The organism is Segatella salivae F0493, assembly GCF_000477535.1.
In the GTDB taxonomy this organism is placed as follows: Bacteria; Bacteroidota; Bacteroidia; order Bacteroidales; family Bacteroidaceae; genus Prevotella; species Prevotella salivae.
In genome coordinates this window covers 1-17,184 of sequence record NZ_AWGW01000005.1, presented here as the reverse complement: position 1 = coordinate 17,184, position 17,184 = coordinate 1, and the positions used below count along the sequence as shown (strand labels likewise).

17 protein-coding genes and 1 pseudogene are annotated in these 17,184 nt (G+C 43.1%); 12 read left to right on the top strand and 6 right to left on the bottom strand.

The window, feature by feature from the left end:
- Positions 1–172 precede the first annotated feature (172 nt).
- Together HMPREF9145_RS14100 and HMPREF9145_RS13325 are read right to left on the bottom strand one after the other, a co-directional pair.
- Complete coding sequence (locus tag HMPREF9145_RS14100) at positions 173–298, bottom strand: hypothetical protein (RefSeq protein WP_262502491.1); 126 nt, start codon at positions 296–298, stop codon at positions 173–175.
- Between the two features lie 141 nt (positions 299–439).
- A complete protein-coding gene (locus HMPREF9145_RS13325) occupies positions 440–874 on the bottom strand; it encodes a hypothetical protein (RefSeq protein WP_036906140.1) in 435 nt (144 codons plus the stop codon).
- Between the two features lie 176 nt (positions 875–1,050).
- Between HMPREF9145_RS13325 and HMPREF9145_RS00815 the strand changes: the two genes are divergently transcribed.
- The 7 genes from HMPREF9145_RS00815 (at position 1,051) to HMPREF9145_RS00785 (ending at position 7,780) form a co-directional block, all read left to right on the top strand.
- Positions 1,051–2,886, top strand: coding sequence for a phosphoethanolamine transferase (locus HMPREF9145_RS00815; RefSeq protein ID WP_036906146.1), 1,836 nt, complete (start codon positions 1,051–1,053; stop codon positions 2,884–2,886).
- Entirely contained in the window at positions 2,883–3,959 is a 1,077-nt protein-coding gene (locus HMPREF9145_RS00810; RefSeq protein ID WP_021824486.1) for an acyltransferase family protein, read from the top strand. Before HMPREF9145_RS00815 ends, HMPREF9145_RS00810 begins: the two co-directional genes overlap by 4 nt.
- A complete protein-coding gene (locus HMPREF9145_RS00805) occupies positions 3,956–4,954 on the top strand; it encodes an acyltransferase family protein (RefSeq protein ID WP_021824471.1) in 999 nt (332 codons plus the stop codon). The genes HMPREF9145_RS00810 and HMPREF9145_RS00805 overlap by 4 nt, the downstream gene beginning before the upstream one ends.
- Positions 4,951–5,835, top strand: a complete 885-nt coding sequence (locus HMPREF9145_RS00800; protein ID WP_007135180.1) for a decaprenyl-phosphate phosphoribosyltransferase — start codon at positions 4,951–4,953, stop codon at positions 5,833–5,835. The genes HMPREF9145_RS00805 and HMPREF9145_RS00800 overlap by 4 nt, the downstream gene beginning before the upstream one ends.
- A 2-nt stretch (positions 5,836–5,837) precedes the next feature.
- Complete coding sequence (locus HMPREF9145_RS00795; protein ID WP_021824469.1) at positions 5,838–6,425, top strand: HAD family hydrolase; 588 nt, start codon at positions 5,838–5,840, stop codon at positions 6,423–6,425.
- Entirely contained in the window at positions 6,394–6,792 is a 399-nt protein-coding gene (locus tag HMPREF9145_RS00790) for a GtrA family protein (protein ID WP_021824466.1), read from the top strand. The genes HMPREF9145_RS00795 and HMPREF9145_RS00790 overlap by 32 nt, the downstream gene beginning before the upstream one ends.
- 109 nt (positions 6,793–6,901) lie before the next feature.
- Entirely contained in the window at positions 6,902–7,780 is an 879-nt protein-coding gene (locus HMPREF9145_RS00785; protein WP_021824474.1) for an AraC family transcriptional regulator, read from the top strand.
- A gap of 201 nt (positions 7,781–7,981) precedes the next feature.
- On the opposite strand, the gene HMPREF9145_RS13640 is transcribed toward HMPREF9145_RS00785, so the two are convergent.
- Positions 7,982–8,095: a DNA-directed RNA polymerase gene (locus tag HMPREF9145_RS13640; protein ID WP_196809733.1), complete on the bottom strand. Its 114-nt coding sequence runs from the start codon at positions 8,093–8,095 to the stop codon at positions 7,982–7,984.
- Between the two features lie 56 nt (positions 8,096–8,151).
- Between HMPREF9145_RS13640 and HMPREF9145_RS00780 the strand changes: the two genes are divergently transcribed.
- From HMPREF9145_RS00780 to HMPREF9145_RS13630, 3 genes and pseudogenes are all read left to right on the top strand, one after another.
- A complete protein-coding gene (locus HMPREF9145_RS00780; protein WP_081697670.1) occupies positions 8,152–8,412 on the top strand; it encodes a tetrahydrofolate synthase in 261 nt (86 codons plus the stop codon).
- 20 nt (positions 8,413–8,432) lie between these two features.
- Complete coding sequence (locus tag HMPREF9145_RS13635) at positions 8,433–8,603, top strand: hypothetical protein (RefSeq protein WP_021824465.1); 171 nt, start codon at positions 8,433–8,435, stop codon at positions 8,601–8,603.
- Between the two features lie 229 nt (positions 8,604–8,832).
- Positions 8,833–8,940: pseudogene (locus HMPREF9145_RS13630) on the top strand (tetrahydrofolate synthase); the annotation flags it as partial.
- 317 nt (positions 8,941–9,257) lie between these two features.
- Here the strand turns inward: HMPREF9145_RS13630 and HMPREF9145_RS00775 are convergent.
- Together HMPREF9145_RS00775 and dapF are read right to left on the bottom strand one after the other, a co-directional pair.
- Positions 9,258–10,478 carry an LL-diaminopimelate aminotransferase gene (locus HMPREF9145_RS00775; RefSeq protein ID WP_021824485.1) on the bottom strand — a complete coding sequence of 407 codons (1,221 nt, stop codon included), beginning with the start codon at positions 10,476–10,478 and terminating at the stop codon, positions 9,258–9,260.
- 29 nt (positions 10,479–10,507) lie between these two features.
- Complete coding sequence (gene dapF / locus HMPREF9145_RS00770; RefSeq protein WP_021824464.1) at positions 10,508–11,353, bottom strand: diaminopimelate epimerase; 846 nt, start codon at positions 11,351–11,353, stop codon at positions 10,508–10,510.
- A gap of 409 nt (positions 11,354–11,762) precedes the next feature.
- Between dapF and HMPREF9145_RS00765 the strand changes: the two genes are divergently transcribed.
- Positions 11,763–14,114 (top strand): TonB-dependent receptor, encoded by a 2,352-nt coding sequence (locus tag HMPREF9145_RS00765; protein WP_155945247.1) that lies wholly within the window; start codon positions 11,763–11,765, stop codon positions 14,112–14,114.
- Between the two features lie 270 nt (positions 14,115–14,384).
- A complete protein-coding gene (locus HMPREF9145_RS00760; RefSeq protein ID WP_021824476.1) occupies positions 14,385–15,605 on the top strand; it encodes a uracil-xanthine permease family protein in 1,221 nt (406 codons plus the stop codon).
- A 1-nt stretch (position 15,606) separates the two neighbouring features.
- Here the strand turns inward: HMPREF9145_RS00760 and HMPREF9145_RS00755 are convergent, their stop codons facing one another.
- Positions 15,607–16,449 carry a PfkB family carbohydrate kinase gene (locus HMPREF9145_RS00755; protein WP_021824483.1) on the bottom strand — a complete coding sequence of 281 codons (843 nt, stop codon included), beginning with the start codon at positions 16,447–16,449 and terminating at the stop codon, positions 15,607–15,609.
- Positions 16,450–17,184 lie beyond the last annotated feature (735 nt).

Genomic DNA, 17,184 nt, shown 5'->3' with positions numbered 1-17,184 from the left:
GTTAGCCGTGGAAATGGAGGAAGTTGTTTGAGAGGTCATTAGGGGTGACGATGTTGTTGATATTTAGTGGTAAAATGGTTTGCGTCATTTCATCGCGTCATTTGCCGTGTTTTACCGCATGAAATGACGCAGATTATCGCGTGAAATGACGCAAATTATATTATGCTTTTTATTATTCAACGCCGTAGGCGTTGCGCTTTTGATAGCCCAGGGTTGCCAAACGATAGTGCAGGCTACCCTGGGTTAGCATATGGTTTGTGTGGAACAACGCCGTAGGTGTTGTGCTTTTTCGGCGCAATCTACCATATTTTCTGGCGCGAGATAACGTAATTCATGTTACGGATTGAATATTTCAACGCCGTAGGTGTTACGCTTTCTAAGCGTAATCCGTTATAAATCCCCTCGCTATAACCATATTTTCTCAAAGAAAACTCAACACCTATGGCGTTGAATCCCCTTGCAACCATTCACCCAGGGTAGGCTCGTTCCTCGCCAACCCTGGGCTATCAAAAGCACAACACCGACGGCGTTGCACCATGAGGGCATTTATATTGCCAAATACATTCATTGAAATATTGGTATAAAACATATGGCGTTGTGTGGTGAGAACATTCATAATGGTGGGTACATTCATTGGAATATTGGCGCTACACCTACGGCGTTGTGTATTAGAATATTTGTAACAGCAAATAGATTGATTAGAGCTATTGATGTGGTTGAGAATTAATGACAAAATATTTTGGAATTTATGGCGTAAACTTTTGGGGCTGTTGTTGTAGGCTTCACTCACAAACGCACTGATAAAAGCACATTCTTTGCTTTTCTCTTTGACGTTTGCTTCGTTTGCACTAACTTTGAATAAGTTAGGCTTCACTCACAAACGCACTGATAAAAGCACATTCTTTGCTTTTCTCTTTGACGTTTGCTTCGTTTGCACTAACTTTGAATAAGTTAGGCTTCACTCACAAACGCACTGATAAAAGCACATTCTTTGCTTTTCTCTTTGACGTTTGCTTCGTTTGCACTAACTTTGCAAAAAAGAAGGATTTGATGAAGATTATAATGCCATTAAACTGTATTCTTGCAAAGTTTTTCAGCCCATTAAAGTGCAATGCATTGTTTTTTATAATGATGTATGTGTTGAGTTTGGTGTGCGCTTGGATTACTTTACCCCCTTTTAAGGATGCAACCATCTATGAAAATCAATACACAGAGCAGTTTTTTGACCTTTATTTGGTGTGCCTTTTCCTGGCGATTCTGCCACAGAAAGCACGCAGATGGGTTCGCTTGTTGCTTTACTTTGTGCTGTATAGTGTGGCTTTAGTCGACGCATATTGCTTCGTTAAGTTCGGTTCAACGCTTAATCCTTCGATGTTGATGTTAGTGGGTGAGACCAACAGTCAAGAGGCGTTAGGATTTATAACGAGTCTTGTCTCGATAGATTTTCTGTTTAGTAACGTTGGCTGGATAGTGCTTTTGATTGCTGTCAACGTGCTTTTGGCTTATCTTCCTCGGTTCAAACGTGTGAAGATTCCCACGCTTCCGATAGAAAAATACTATCCTTTGGCGGGATTGTTGACTTTGGTTTTGTTTGTTTGGAGTGCTGTTGCATCGGCTCATAACAAAGTGGCGACATGGAAACTCATGACAGAATCGTCGATAGGAGAAGTCGAACATACGCTCACGGAGCAAGGACACGCTGTGTTATATACGCCAATGAGCAGGCTGATTTTTAGTCTTTATGCCAACAAATTAGCGTCAAAACAGGTCGACAAATTAGTGGCTGCAGCCGATAAAGTGAAGGTAGACAGCTGCTCATTCCGTTCTCCCAATATCGTTCTTATTATCGGAGAGAGTTATGGAAAGCATCATTCTCAGCAGTATGGATACTTTATGCCCACGACGCCAAGACAGATAAAGCGAGAGCGTCGCGGCTTTCTTGTGCCGTTTTCTGACGTCGTTGCACCTTGGAATTTGACGAGTTTTGTCTTCAAAAATGTCTTTTCTATGCACGTCGTTGGACAGAAAGGAGACTGGTGTGACTACCCACTTTTCCCCGAGTTATTCCGCAAATCAGGATACAAAGTGCAGTTCCTTACCAACCAGTTTCTTATGGAAGCAAAGGCTGCTGTCTATGACTTTAGCGGCGGATTCTTTTTGAATAACCCCGTGTTGAATAAGGCACAATTCGATCTTCGCAATGAAAAGTTACATGTGTTTGATGAGGATTTACTGAAAGATTACGACCGTTTTGTGAAGGAAGGAAAGATTAATCCCAACGGACCTAACCTCACTATATTCCATCTTATCGGTCAACATGTGGACTATCGCACGCGTTGTCCCAAGGCACAATTTAAGTTTTCGGCCGATGATTACATAGAAAAGCGCCCCGAACTATCCGAGAAACAGCGCACGATATTAAGCTATTATGACAATGCTATCCGTTATAACGACTCGATAGTAGACCAGATTTGCAAGCGATTTGAAAACAAAGATGCTATCGTTATCTATATGCCTGATCATGGAGAAGAGTGTTATGAGGAGTCGCGTGGATTCATTTGTCGCAACCATTCGGCTGCTATCGACTGGCCACTTGCCCATTATGAGTTTGAAATTCCATTCTGGATATATTGTTCTCCGAAGTATGCGCACCGACATCCAGAGATATTTCGCGAGATTGTTCAAGCCCGTCATCGTCGCTTTATGACTGATGCGCTGCCGCAAATGCTACTTTATTTGGCTGGGATTCAAGCCAAAGACTATCATCCCGAGTATAATATTCTGAGCGAACAATACGATGAAATGCGCCCAAGAATACTTAAAGCGACGACGGATTATGATAAGATTCGCGACGCCTTTTATAGGAGTAAACTGAACAAGAAATGACAAATCAACTGCTCACTCGTGCCGAATGTAACGCCATGCGAGGCCTGGCGATTATAGGAATCTTCTTACATAACTACTGCCATTGGCTCAATCCAGTGGTTAAAGAGAATGAATATCAGTTCTTTCAAAGCAATGTTCATGGGTTGATTCGAGTGCTTTCGTCTCCCGATGAGCTACTGCTTATGCATGTAATCTCATTCTTTGGACACTATGGAGTGCCTGTGTTTCTCTTCCTAAGTGCCTATGGACTTGTGTTGAAATATGAGAAATCGGCTGATGGGAACATGCTTTTAACAGGACAAGAAGGGCTTGGCAGTGTCACCGATTTTATGAAACAGCACTACAAAAAGCTTTTCAAGATGATGATCTTAGGCTTTGTTGCCTTCACAATGGTTGACTATATGACGCCCCATCCGCATCATTATGCACCATTAGATATCGTGGCAATGCTTGGTATGTTCAATAATATCATGCCGCATCCTGATGCAGTTATCTGGCCCGGTCCTTATTGGTTTTTTGGTCTAATGCTGCAACTCTATCTGGTGTTTCGGCTTTTTCTTGTGCGAAAACATTGGGGATGGACAGTCGGTTTGATAGTGGTTTGCGTCGGTTTGCAGTTTTGTTTCGGTCCAGAAAGCGAGGGATTGAACCGTTATCGCTATAATTTCATGGGCGGAATGCTGCCTTTTGGTCTTGGAATCCTTTATGCACGATATGGTCGAATGATGCAGTTGAAGACGCATGCAGCCTTGTTTCTCGTTTCATTATGCATGATGTTATGGCTCAGCATGAGTTTTGTGGGCTGGACTTTTGTACCAGTTTTTGCCTGTATCTCAGCCGTTTCGTTAGCCAAACTGCTGTCAACTTCACCCCTCAAACATGTCAATCAACCTCTTGTTTGGATGGGAAACATCAGCGCAGCCCTATTTGTTTGTCACCCCATTACACGTAAAATCTTCATCCCAATCAGTAGGAATGGCGACTACTATTCAGGCTTCTTACTCTATATAGTGACAAGTATTTGCTTGGCATGGGCCTTTCGTGAAATCATAAAACGTATCCCAATAAGATGAGAATAAAGGACATTGAGCTTGAGAATATATCCAGATATCGCGGTGAACTCATGGGAATTGCCATGCTGTTTATTATCCTTTTTCATGTTAGTTTGCCGCGAAATGACCTCTTCTTTGGATTGAGAAGGATGGGTAATATAGGTGTAGACATGTTCTTGTTCCTTAGTGGAATAGGACTTTGGTTCTCGTGGATTAAGACGCCATCTGCCCGACATTTCTTCATGAAACGTTATCTTCGGGTTTATCCTGCATGGCTAATTGTGGCGTGTTTTTACTACATTCCACGTTTCCACGGAGGTGATTTGATGGCATGGATTGACCTTATCGGCGACATAACTATTAACTGGGACTTCTGGCTTCACGATGAACTAACGTTCTGGTATATCCCTGCTACCATGCTGCTTTATTGCTTTGCACCGGCTTATATGGAGCTCATTCGTCGCCATCCCATTTATCGTTGGCTGGTCGTTGTTATGATTCTGTGGTGTGTTTTGGTGCAATATGTCACGCCAATCCATCAAGTTGTGGGCCACATTGAAATCTTTTGGAGTCGAGTTCCTATCTTTTTTATCGGTATAAACATGGGAGAGATGGTGCGATCTAAGCAGCGTATTGACGGAATGGGCATATGGATGATTCTCATTATGTTTGTGATGACATTGTTTACCAGTATCTTTCTTGAGCAGAGTCGACACGGATTGTTCCCTCTTTACATTGAACGCATGCTCTATATCCCTTTGACTTTGACGACGATTCTACTCTTAAATCGCGTTCTTCGGCGTACACCGAGGTGGTTTAACAAAGCTTTTAAGTTTGTTGGGGCATTGAGTTTAGAGTGTTATCTCATTCATATTCATTTCGTACTTGACCATCTTCCCAAGCCATGGGGCTATTGGTTAACGTTCTTTGTGTGCTTACTGATTACATTACCTGCGGCATATCTGCTCAGTAAAATCGTCAATTTAATCTCCAAATCAATAGAGAAAGCTTTATGAATCCTAAGGACTACATGAAAATACTGCGTCCAAAGCAGTGGGTTAAGAACTTCTTTGTGATGCTTCCACTATTCTTTGGTGGTGAACTTTTCAACACTCAAGCTCTTCTTTCGGCTGTAATCACGATGTTAGCTTATAGCTTTGCCGCGTCATCTATATACTGTTTCAACGACATTCACGATGTTTCTGACGACCGACGCCACCCTGTTAAGTGTCATCGTCCGGTCGCTTCTGGAGCCGTTTCCATTGCTATGGCCTATGGAATGATGATTGTTTGTTTCATCCTTTCAGCCGTATGTGTGGCCCTTTTGCCTGACACAGCGTTGCAAACAGGCGGTGTTATCCTCTTCTATTGGCTGTTAAATCTGGCTTATTGCGCTTGGTTGAAGCAGCATGCCATTATTGATGTGTGTATCGTTGCTTTTGGTTTTGTGCTTCGTTTGCTTGCCGGAGGATTGGCTACCCACATAGAACTGAGCAAATGGATAGTGCTTATGACGTTCCTTATCACGCTCTTCATGAGCTTTGCAAAGCGCCGTGACGACGTGATTCGAATGGAAAAGACGGGTGAAGCGCCTCGAAAGAACACCATCCGCTATAACTTGACGTTCATAAATCAAGCGATTACCATCACAGCCAGTGTCACTTTGGTGTGTTATATCATGTATACAGTGAGCCCAGAGGTCATCAGTCATTTCAAAACCGATTATCTTTATCTGACTTCTATCTTTGTACTTGTTGGACTCTTACGCTATATTCAGCTTACGGTTGTCGATCAACGGAGTGGTGATCCGACGAAAGTGTTGCTCAAAGACCGCTTCACTCAGCTCATCGTTCTTGCTTGGTTGCTCACTTTCTTGTTGATTATCTATGTCTTATAAGCATGAAACAAAAGGTTTATCTCTTTGACTTCGATGGCACAATTACAACAAAAGACACGTTTGTTGCACTCATTCTATATGCTGTAGGCACATGGAAATGCCTCATGGGTTTTGCCTTATATAGTCCTCTTCTCTTACTGATGAAGTTGCATCTCTACCCAAATTGGAAGGCAAAACAACGTGTGTTCTCTCATTTCTTCAAGGGTAAATCGCTTGAAGATTTCAACAAACTATGTCGCCATTTCGCTGCCAATAACCGCTCTCTCCTACGTTCTGAAGCCATGAAAGCCATTGATGAGGCCCGCAATCAAGGTGAGGTCTATGTGGTAAGTGCCAGCGTTGACAACTGGGTTCAGCCGTTTTTGCCTCATGTTGTCGTTGTGGGCACCCAACTTGAAGTGGCTGATGGCCTACTGACGGGGCGTTTTTCTACGCGCAATTGCTATGGAGTGGAGAAGGTGAACCGCGTTAAACAACTGCTCATAGCGCCGCGTTCACAATATTATATCATTGCCTTTGGCGACAGCCGAGGGGATAATGAAATGCTAAACTATGCTGATGAAGCCCATTATCAACCGTTTAAGTCCTAAACACCAACAACAACTTGGCGAGGTGTTACGCTTCGGAATCGTCGGGTTTTCAGCCACATTGATTCAATATGGTGTTTATTTGGTGATGTTGTTCGTGGCATCTCCAACCCTTGCTAACACCATTGGATACGCTGTTAGCTTTGTGTTTAACTTCATTGCCAGTACGCGTTACACCTTCAAAGTAAAGACTAATGCACGCCATGGCGTTGGATTTGCCTTCTGTCATGTTGTGAATTATGGACTACAAATCCTCATGTTGCATCTCTTTCTCACCTTAGGCTTTAGCAAAACTCTTGCTCCTGTGCCGATGTTCTGTGTCTGCGTGCCCGTTAATTTCCTGTTAGTGAGGTTCTTCTTGAAGCGGTAACAGCCTGCCAAAACATACCGAAAGCGACAAAAACAATAGCAACTATTGTGATAATTCAAAACAATTTGTAAATTTGCAAGACTATAATCTGTCTGTCAAACGATAGTAAATGAAAACCGAAAAGCTGCATACGTTACCTGAATTTATAGCACATAACGCCATCACAACAGCCTATGGAGCCGTTGTGGCCGTAGCTTCGGTGAACGAATCTAACTTTCGTTTGCTGATGAATCAACTTGATTTGGTTCATTTTTATGCGGTGTTCATCTTGATAGATGGCGCTGCCGAGGTCAATATAGATGACGAAAAGCTCAATCTTTCACAGCATAGTGTGTTGCGCATAGCTCCAATGCAGCGTGTGGAAAGTCTGCAATGTAGCACTGAACTCTGTGGATATCTGTTGTTGATAGAGTCTACTTTCTATGCAGAGATTGTGAAAAGTGACGACAATCTGCGTGATGTTATCTCACTAAATGTGTTGGATGGCCATGTGTATAAGATGCTTAGTGAAGCTCAAATATCGGAGTTTGTGGGCATAGTAACGCAGATTGAGCGCACCATTAACCAACCCCATGTATACAAAAAAGAAATGGTTGGCTTCTTGGTTCATTTGGTATTAATGCACATTCGCGAACTAATCAGTCATCGAGTAACAGGACTTCACGACCTGAAACATAAGGAAAACATCTTTAAAATCTTTATTCATTTGGCTTCGAATAACTTCAAACAGCAACGCCAAATCAATTTCTATGCCGCCCAAATGAATATCACTCCCACCTATCTTTCACGCATTGTGAAAGAAGTTTCGGGCAATACGGTCAACGGATATCTGCAGAGTTTCCTCTATGGTGAAGCCTGCAAACAACTCCGAATGACTGATAAGCCGATAGGAGAACTTGCATTTGATTTGGGGTTTAAGGACCAATCGGCCTTTACAAACTTCTTTAAGATGAAGTCGGGAGTTAGTCCCAAGGAGTATAGAAAATAGTAATCTCCCCACTTTACAAATGCTCTCATCACGCAACTCGGTACGAGTTGTTCCTTTGATAGCCCGAGGTTGGCGAGGAACGAGCCTACCCCGGGTGAGTATTCGCAGGGAGATTCAACGCCGTAGGTGTTGAGCTTTTTCTGTGAAGGCATGCTTACAATGAAACCTTTTATGGCGGATTAATCAAAAAAAGCGCAACACCTACGGCGTTGTTCCACACAAAACATACATTAACCCAGGGTAGCCTGCACTATCGTTTGGCAGCCCTGGGCTATCAAAAGCGCAACACCTACGGCGTTGAAAAATGCATTTCATGATACAATTGATGGCAACATACGAATAAATAAATAGTAAAATGTGCCAATATTCCAATGGATTTATCCACCATGATGAATGTTGTAACCACGCAATATCGTAGGTATTATATCAATCTTCTAATGAACATATTTGCCATTATGAATGTTTTCAACACGCAACATCGTGTGTATTATGATGATTACTCGATGAATGTGTTTAACATTGTGCCTGTCCTCGTGGCGCAACTCGGTACGAGTTGTTCCTTTGATAGCCCGGGGTTGGCGAGGAACGAGCCTACCCCGGGTGAGTATTCGCAAGGAGATTCAACGCCGTAGGTGTTGAGCTTTTTCTATGAATGCATGCTTATAATGAACCCTTTTATGGCGGATTAATCAAAAAAAGCTCAACACCTACGGCGTTGCCCCACGCAAACTATACATTAACCCAGGGTAGCCTGCACTATCGTTTGGCAACCCTGGGCTATCAAAAGCGCAACACCTACGGCGTTGAAACGTGTGTTTTGTAACACCATTTCTGTTGTTTCATGCGGTAAAATGCGGCAAATTCGAAGCCTATTTTCCACAACTCATTTTACGTTTTATTATCAACAACATCACCACCTCTAACTAACCCCAAAATGACCTCCTCCATTTCCACGACTAACTACTCCCCTCCCTCTTCGGGGAGGGGCTGGGGGAGCGGCTTTGTTTGCCATAAACCATTTGACGCTTTATTATCAACCACGTTACCCTCACAATTGCTTCACCACGCAACTCGGTACGAGTTGTTCCTTTGATAGCCCGGGGTTGGCGAGGAACGAGCCTACCCCGGGTAAACGTTCGCAGGGAGATTCAACGCTGTAGGTGTTGAGCTTTTTCTATGAAGGCATGCTTATAACGAGGTATTTAATGGCGGATTACGCTTAGAAAGCGTAACACCTACGGCGTTGAATAATAAAAAGCATAATATAATTTGCGTCATCTTACGCGATAAACTGCGTCATTTCATCGTGTAAAACACGGCAAATTACGCGATGATTTGCACCAAATCATTTTACCTTTAATTATCAACATCATCGCCACCCCTAATTAACCCTCAAAAAATCTCCTCTATTTCAAGAGGTAACTACTCCCCTCCCTCTTCGGGGAGGGGCTGGGGGAGAGGCTTTATTTCCCTCACCTCATTTTGTCATTCGCGCCATAGCTTCGAGGCAATCCTCACGATTTCCGAAGGCAGTAAAGCGGATGTAGCCCTCACCGCTTGGTCCAAAACCTACCCCCGGAGTGCAAACCACGCCTACACCATAGAGTAGTTGTTCAAAGAATTGCCAGCTATCGGTGCCTGTTGGGGTCTTAACCCAGAGATAAGGTGCGTTTTCTCCGCCATAAACTTGATAGCCCAAGCGAGTCAAAGTGTCGCGCATGATGGAGGCATTTGTCATGTAGTAGTCGATGGTTTCTTTCACTTGACGTTGTCCTTCGGGCGTATAAATGGCTTCAGCTGCCCGTTGACTGATGTAACTTGTACCATTAAACTTTGTACATTGACGTCGATCCCAGATGCCATTCAATGCAATTCGTTCGCCGTTTAGTGTGGAAGCAGTAACTTCTTTGGGTACAATGGTGTAGCCACAACGCACTCCTGTGAAGCCCGCTGTTTTCGAATAGCTTCGAAATTCGACTGCAACCTTGCGCGCACCACGTATCTCATAGATTGAATGTGGAATGGAATCGTTGCGTATGTAGGCTTGATATGCAGCGTCATAGAGGATGATTGCATCGTTCTCTAAAGCGTAGTTGACCCACTTTGTGAGTTCTTCTTTGGTGAGAACCGTACCAGTTGGGTTGTTGGGATAGCACAAATAAATCATATCTACGCGGTGATTTGGGAGCGAAGGGATAAAGTTATTCTCGGCCGTACAAGGCAGATAAGTCACACTACTCCATCGACCGGCTTCATAAACTCCCGCGCGTCCTATCATGGCATTGCTGTCAATATAAACAGGATAGACGGGATCGGTGACACCGATAGAGTTATCCCAGCGCAGAATCTCTTGGAAATTACCCGTATCACTCTTAGCTCCGTCGTTGATAAACACCTCACTTGGGTCGATGTGTACACCGCGAGAGAGATAATCATGCTTTATAATTGCTTCGCGAAGAAAGTCATATCCACGTTCAGGTCCATAGCCACGGAAACTTGCTTTGCTTGCCATTTCGTCGGTAGCCTTATGCATTGCCTCGATGACGGCAGGGCAAAGAGGTTGTGTAACGTCGCCAATGCCAAGACTGATGACACGTTGTTGGGGGTGAGAAACCTTGTAAGCATTTACCTTTTTGGCTATATCTGCAAAGAGATAACTGCCTGGTAGCTTTAAGAAATGTTCGTTAATCAGTGCCATAATATGTTATTTTGAATTGTATTCTCTGTTTATTCGGGCAGTGCAATCGTGCCTTCGAAGACGAAAGCAGCTGGTCCTGATAAGTAAATGTGATTGTTGTCGGCCTTCCATTCCACCTGCAATGTTCCGCCATCCATGTCGATAGTTACCTCACGTTGGGTGCGTTGGGTTCGTATGGCGGCTGTGGCTGTGGCACAAGCTCCTGTGCCGCATGCCATGGTTACACCGCTTCCGCGTTCCCATACGCGTGTGCGCAGGGTGTTAGTAGCCGTGAGTTGTGCAAATTCTATATTGCAACGTTGGGGAAAAGCAGCATTGTTTTCGAGTCGTTTTCCGTGCTTTTCTAAGTCAATGGCATGGATATCGTCGACAAAAATCACGTAATGTGGGTTGCCCATTGATATGAAAATACCCTCTTGAGCGCCTGGAATTGCACTGAGAGAAGGATGATTTCCCGTGAATTGTTCGGGCACATTGAACTGCGGTTCGAGCATGTCTACCGTCACACTTGCCACATGATTGTTGGTGTCAAGGTGCAAATGGAGAATCTTTATGCCAGAAAGCGTCTCAAGACGGATTTCTTTTTGTGTTGTGAATCCTTTCTCATAAAGATATTTTCCGATGCATCTGCTGGCATTACCACACATCATAGCTTCTGATCCATCGGCATTAAAGATGTGCATAGAGAAGTCAGCTTGTGATGTGTCGGAAGGCTTTCCGATGAGTACTAAGCCATCACTTGCGATGCCAAAGTGGGGGCGACTCCAGGCAATGGCAGCCTTTTCAGGCTGTGGTATGACTTCACTGAGCGTGTTGACATAGATATAATCGTTGCCCGCGCCATGCATTTTGGTAAAATGAATCATTGTAGACATGATGGAATAAATGTGTTATCGTAATCTTTTTGCTTCCTTTTTATCTATGCAAAAATAATATCTTATCAAATAATAAGCAACAAATTATGGGTAGAATGCATGCTCTTTCTGAAGAAAATCACAAACTTTAACCGAATCGGCACTTATTGCTTGCGTTCTGAAAGCATAGTGGTTGAAAAATCATCTTTTTGTAATGTATGAATGGTTTGATAGAGAACGTATTCTGGTTATACATAAATTATATTATAAATGAAATTGAATGAAAGGCCGATTTTATAAAAACTTAATAATAAACTTTAAGTATTCGTTGTAATATAAAATGCTTATTGTTAGGTATTTGATATTGAAAACTTTGTTGATATCTTTGCAAAGATAAATAAACTTATATGAATTAAACCTTTTTTACATGATGAAAACCAAGATTATTTCATTCATATTGGCATTGCTATGCATTGTTCCAATGGTCTCAAATGCCGAAGAACATGGAGAGAATAAACAGACAGATGCCAATGTTTACGGCCATGTGATTCAATTAAAGACAGGAGAACACCTACCTTATGTGACGGTAACGGTGAGAGGAACTCTGCTTTCTACCACCACGGATGCTACGGGACATTACTATCTTAAGAATCTTCCAATTGGCAAATATGTAATAGAAGTGAAGGCGATGGGCTACAGAACAGCGACTCGGGAGGTAGAAACGAAATCGCAAGTATCCCAAGAAGTCAACTTCACGCTTACCGAAGATGCTATCGCTTTGGATGAGGTGGTGCTCACAGCTAACCGCTCTCAGACGCTAAGACGTGAGGCTCCAGCTCTTGTTAACGTATTGGATAGTAAATTGTTTGACCAAACTAATGCCATGTGTATGGCCCAAGGACTGAACTTTCAGCCTGGAGTTAGGACGGAAGATAACTGCCAAAACTGTGGGTTTTCACAGGTACGTATCAATGGTTTGGATGGACATTACTCGCAGATTCTAATTGATTCACGACCTATTTTCACTTCACTCAATGGGGTTTATGGCTTAGAACAGATTCCTTCTAATATGATAGAACGAATCGAAGTGGTGCGCGGCGGTGGCTCAGCTCTATATGGTGCTTCTGCAATTGGAGGCACTATCAACGTCATAACGAAAGAACCTGTGCGCAATTCTGCCGAACTTAGCCACACCATTACATCCATAGAAGGACGTGGAAAGTTTGAAAACAACACCACAGCTAACGTCTCTTTGGTTAGTGAAGACAATAAAATGGGCATGTATGTATATGGACAACACCACTACAGACCAGGCTTTGATCACGATCATGACGGCTATACTGAGTTGCCACAACTAAAGAATCAGACCTTTGGTTTAAGCACTTTCTATAAGTTTTCGCCTTATTCGAAGCTCTCATTACAGTATCATAACATCAGCGAATTCCGCAGAGGAGGAAATCGTTTGGACCTCGTTGCCCATAAAGCTAACATTGCTGAGCAGCTAGATCACGACATAAATGGGGCTAATTTGGCTTTCGATTGGATGTCAAAAGATTATAAGGATCGTCTAAAAGCTTACGTTTCATTCAGTAATACCACACGAAAAAGCTACTACGGGGGTATCGGAAAAGGTACCCAAAGTGATATAAAAGATGCCCTAAAAGCTTATGGAAGGACGACTGATTTGACTACCGTCACGGGGTTACAATATGTGCATCAGTTTGCAAAGTTAGTCTTTATGCCTTCTGATTTGACGCTCGGCACGGAGTATAATTACGATGCATTGGAAGATAAAATCATTGGATACAACCACTTGTTAAACCAGAAAACCAGAATCACGAGTGCTTATTTTCAGAATGAATGGAAGAATAAAGCATGGAGTTTACTGCTTGGTGGTCGTTTCGATAAGCACAATTTAATTGATAAAGTGATATTTAGTCCACGCGTAAATCTAAGGTTTAATCCCACGGAAAACGTCAATTTGCGTGCCAGTTACACAAGTGGTTTCCGCGCACCTCAAGCCTTTGATGAAGATCTTCACGTAGGTTTTGCAGGCGGAATTCGCTTAGTTACCCGCTTGGCGAAAGGCTTAAAAGAAGAGCGTTCGCATAGTTTTAGCTTGTCAGCCGACCTTTATCAGTCCATCGGAAGCGTGCAAACAAACTTCCTTATCGAGGGTTTCTACACACACTTAAAGGATGTTTTCGCCCTCAGAGAACTCAATATACAAGACAGTCAAGGCAATAACGTGCAAGAAAGATATAATGGTAGTGGGGCAAAGGTATTCGGATTGAATCTTGAAGGCAAAGCCGCTTTCACGCAATGGTTCCAACTTCAGGCCGGATTAACCTTGCAACGGAGTCTTTATGACGAATCAATTGAGTGGAATGAAGACGCTCCTAAGGAGAAGGAAATGATGAGAACACCTTCTGTTTATGGTTATTTCACGGCGTCATTCACACCTTTAAAGAACTTCTCTGCAGCGCTTTCGGGTAATTATACGGGGCACATGCTCGTGGGACATACCGAACATATTCTTATGGATGGCACTACTATAGCCCCTGAAGCCGTACAAACGCCAACATTCTTAACGTTGAACATGAAGCTCGCCTATGATGTTTCAATCTCCAATTACGTTAAATTTCAGCTGAATGCAGGTATCCAAAACCTCACGAACGCTTATCAAAAAGACTTTGATAAGGGTTGGGGACGCGACTCAGCCTATATCTATGGCCCTGCCATTCCACGCTGTTTCTTTGCTGGAATCAAGTTAATTTATTAATTCTTGAAAACGATAGACGATTCGTTTTATATAAGAAAATGTCATAAAGCCTTTCACCTTATTATATGGTGGAGGGCTTTTTCGTTGATGAAGCGCTTTTCTTTATTCCTCAAAATGCTGTTTCCCAACGTAGAGAATATGCTAAACAACGAAGTTCTGCCTATGACTTTCAAGACATTTATGACCGAAATTTCATAACAAACTGATAGAAAGTGATTCTACTTTACAGTTTTTTTGTACTTTTGTATGCGTTTAATCATTTCCTAATTCATGAATACTGAAAACCTAACTCAAGGCAAAAAGGTCATCGTTGGCATACAGTTTCTCTTTGTAGCCTTTGGCGCAACAGTCCTTGTTCCGTTATTAGTGGGTATAAATCCAGCTACAGCTTTGTTCACAGCTGGACTTGGAACGTTCATCTTTCACTATGTAACCAGGTGGAAGGTTCCTATCTTCTTAGGCTCTTCTTTCGCTTTTATTGCGCCAATAAATGAAGCATCTAAGCAGTGGGGATTAAGCGGAACACTCTCTGGTTTGACGGCAGTTTCCGTTGTATATTTCGTCATGAGTGCCCTTGTTAAATGGCAAGGCAAGCGACTCTTAAACCGATTATTCCCTCCCGTTGTCATCGGACCGGTTATCATTTTGATTGGTCTTTCACTCTCGGGTACGGCAGTTGATATGGCAAAATCAAACTGGTTTTTGGCTTTTTGTTCGCTTTTCACGGCCATCATGATACTTACTTTCGCTAAAGGATTAATGAAATTAGTTCCTATTATCGCTGGAGTTGTCGTGGGATATATCGTTGCTTTGTTCATGAATCAGGTCGATTTTGCCGGTGTAGTGGCTGCACCTTGGTTCTCTTTTCCCGTGAAATTCGACACCATTTCACATTTCAGTTGGGAACCATTCCTATATATGTTGCCCGTCGCTATAGCCCCAGTACTCGAACATATCGGTGATGTTTATGTCGTAGGTGCCGTTGCTAAGAAGGACTTTGTAGCCCAACCAGGACTTCATCGCACAATGTTTGGCGATGGTTTAGCTTGCCTTGCCTCTGCCTTTCTTGGCGGTCCACCCGAAACAACCTATTCAGAAGTGACGGGAGCCATGTCGATTACAAAGGTAACGAGCCCTGCTGTGATTCGCATTTCAGCTGCAACAGCTTTATTGTTCTCGGTCATCGGCAAGCTCAGTGCACTGCTTCAGAGTGTTCCAAAGGCTGTTCTTGGAGGAATAATGCTATTGCTTTTCGGAACGATTGCAAGCGTAGGAGTGCAGAATCTCATGCAACGTAAGGTGGATATGAACGATACTCGCAACATCATTATTATGTCGGTGATGCTCACAATGGGTCTTGGTGGCGCCGTGTTATCAAGTGGTAACTTCGCCATTTCAGGCATAGGACTCGCTGCTGTGGTTGGTGTTGTGTTGAATTTATTGTTGCCTAAGACGAAAACTACAGAAGAAAAGAAAGACGAGAAGGCTTGATTTACTTCCCATCGTATGGGCCATTGTGCTCTAATTTCGATGTACACATGGCAGCAGCAAACTTACCTGAGGCTTCAATGTCAGCCCCAAGACTGCGCATGTAGAGGTATCCTGCCGAGTAAGTATCGCCACATCCCGTGGCATCCACTACTTGTCGCGGCTCATAGGCAGGGATTTCATAAAACTGTTTGTCTGCATAAATAAGACTGCCGAAGCTCCCTAACGTGATGACTACTTCCCGAACACCATACGATGCCATTTGAAGAGCAACCGTGCGTGGGTCTTTTGAGTTTGTAATCATCTCCATTTCGTGCTCATTAAGCTTAAGAATGTCCGTATAAGCAAGTATCTCTTCCATGGCCTTCCATTTGACAGCATAAACTTTTTCGCCTCTAACCTCACGAAGATATCCCTGTACATCAATCGAAATACGCCCCTTCTCGGCCAGCGCTTTGACTACCTCTACAGGGAAATCATCGGCTAACAAGCTGCCCAAATGAAACACTTTAGCCTCTAAAGGGACTACTTCTTCTATGGTAAAAGGGTCGGCTTTAGCCAACACTCGCTGTGTTCTTTGGTTGCTATCTATACCATATCGGTTCTCAAAATATACACTCTTTGCACTGTCATAACACACGACATCTATGCCCGCTTGACGCATACGATCTACTTCTTCGTATGATTCCGGCCCAACTTTCGTTACCAATTGAAACGCTATATCATGGGGAAGATTGTTAATACCATAGGCCATATAGAACGCCGTTCCACCCGACATAGAGACCGATTGGCTTGGAGTGATAATCTTATCTTGGGTGATATGCCCGATACAGCATATATCTTTCATTCGTAGTTACTTTTACTTTAAACATCACAAAGGTACAAAAAAACTCATAAAAAGAAAACTTTTGTTTCGTTTTTAGTATTCAATGAGGTTCTCGCTACTTGTGTTTGAGAGAATATTTCGTGATGGTGGGGGAGGTGAGGGGAGGGAAATAAAGCCTCACCCCCAGCCCCTCCCCGAAGAGGGAGGGGAGTAGTTACCTCTTAAAATAGAGGGAGTTGTTTGAGGGTTAATAAGAGATGGTGATGTTGTTGATAAGTGAAAGTTAAATGATGGTAGGCAGACAAAGCCTCTCCCCCAGCTCCTCCCCGAAGAGGGAGGGGAGTAGTTACCTCTTAAAATAGAGGGAGTTGTTTGAGGGTTAATTAGGGGCGGCGATGAGGTTGGATATTAAAGGTGAAATGATTTGGGGCATTTCATCGCATAATTTGCCGTGTTTTACACGATGAAATGACGCGGATTATCGCATGAAATGACGCAGATTATATTATGCTTTTTATTATTCAACGCCGTAGGTGTCACACTTTCTAAGCGTAATCCGCCATAAAATGCTTCATTGTGAGCATGCCTTCATAAAAAAAGCTCAACACCTATGGCGTTGAATCTCCTTACGAATACTCACCCGGGGTAGGCTCGTTCCTCGCCAACCCCGGGCTATCAAAGGAACAACTCGTACCGAGTTGCGAGATAAAACAATTGTGAGCGTGACGTGGTTGATAATAAAGCGCCAAATGGTTT

Coding starts and splice junctions, on each gene's coding strand:
- HMPREF9145_RS00815 (WP_036906146.1), top strand. CDS start 1,051: ATGAAGATTATAATGCCATTAAACTGTATTCTTGCAAAGTTTTTCAGC.
- HMPREF9145_RS00810 (WP_021824486.1), top strand. CDS start 2,883: ATGACAAATCAACTGCTCACTCGTGCCGAATGTAACGCCATGCGAGGC.
- HMPREF9145_RS00805 (WP_021824471.1), top strand. CDS start 3,956: ATGAGAATAAAGGACATTGAGCTTGAGAATATATCCAGATATCGCGGT.
- HMPREF9145_RS00800 (WP_007135180.1), top strand. CDS start 4,951: ATGAATCCTAAGGACTACATGAAAATACTGCGTCCAAAGCAGTGGGTT.
- HMPREF9145_RS00795 (WP_021824469.1), top strand. CDS start 5,838: ATGAAACAAAAGGTTTATCTCTTTGACTTCGATGGCACAATTACAACA.
- HMPREF9145_RS00790 (WP_021824466.1), top strand. CDS start 6,394: ATGAAGCCCATTATCAACCGTTTAAGTCCTAAACACCAACAACAACTT.
- HMPREF9145_RS00785 (WP_021824474.1), top strand. CDS start 6,902: ATGAAAACCGAAAAGCTGCATACGTTACCTGAATTTATAGCACATAAC.
- HMPREF9145_RS13640 (WP_196809733.1), bottom strand. CDS start 8,095: ATGAAATGCATTTTTCAACGCCGTAGGTGTTGCGCTTTTGATAGCCCA.
- HMPREF9145_RS00780 (WP_081697670.1), top strand. CDS start 8,152: ATGGATTTATCCACCATGATGAATGTTGTAACCACGCAATATCGTAGG.
- HMPREF9145_RS13635 (WP_021824465.1), top strand. CDS start 8,433: ATGCATGCTTATAATGAACCCTTTTATGGCGGATTAATCAAAAAAAGC.
- HMPREF9145_RS00775 (WP_021824485.1), bottom strand. CDS start 10,478: ATGGCACTGATTAACGAACATTTCTTAAAGCTACCAGGCAGTTATCTC.
- dapF (WP_021824464.1), bottom strand. CDS start 11,353: ATGTCTACAATGATTCATTTTACCAAAATGCATGGCGCGGGCAACGAT.
- HMPREF9145_RS00765 (WP_155945247.1), top strand. CDS start 11,763: ATGAAAACCAAGATTATTTCATTCATATTGGCATTGCTATGCATTGTT.
- HMPREF9145_RS00760 (WP_021824476.1), top strand. CDS start 14,385: ATGAATACTGAAAACCTAACTCAAGGCAAAAAGGTCATCGTTGGCATA.
- HMPREF9145_RS00755 (WP_021824483.1), bottom strand. CDS start 16,449: ATGAAAGATATATGCTGTATCGGGCATATCACCCAAGATAAGATTATC.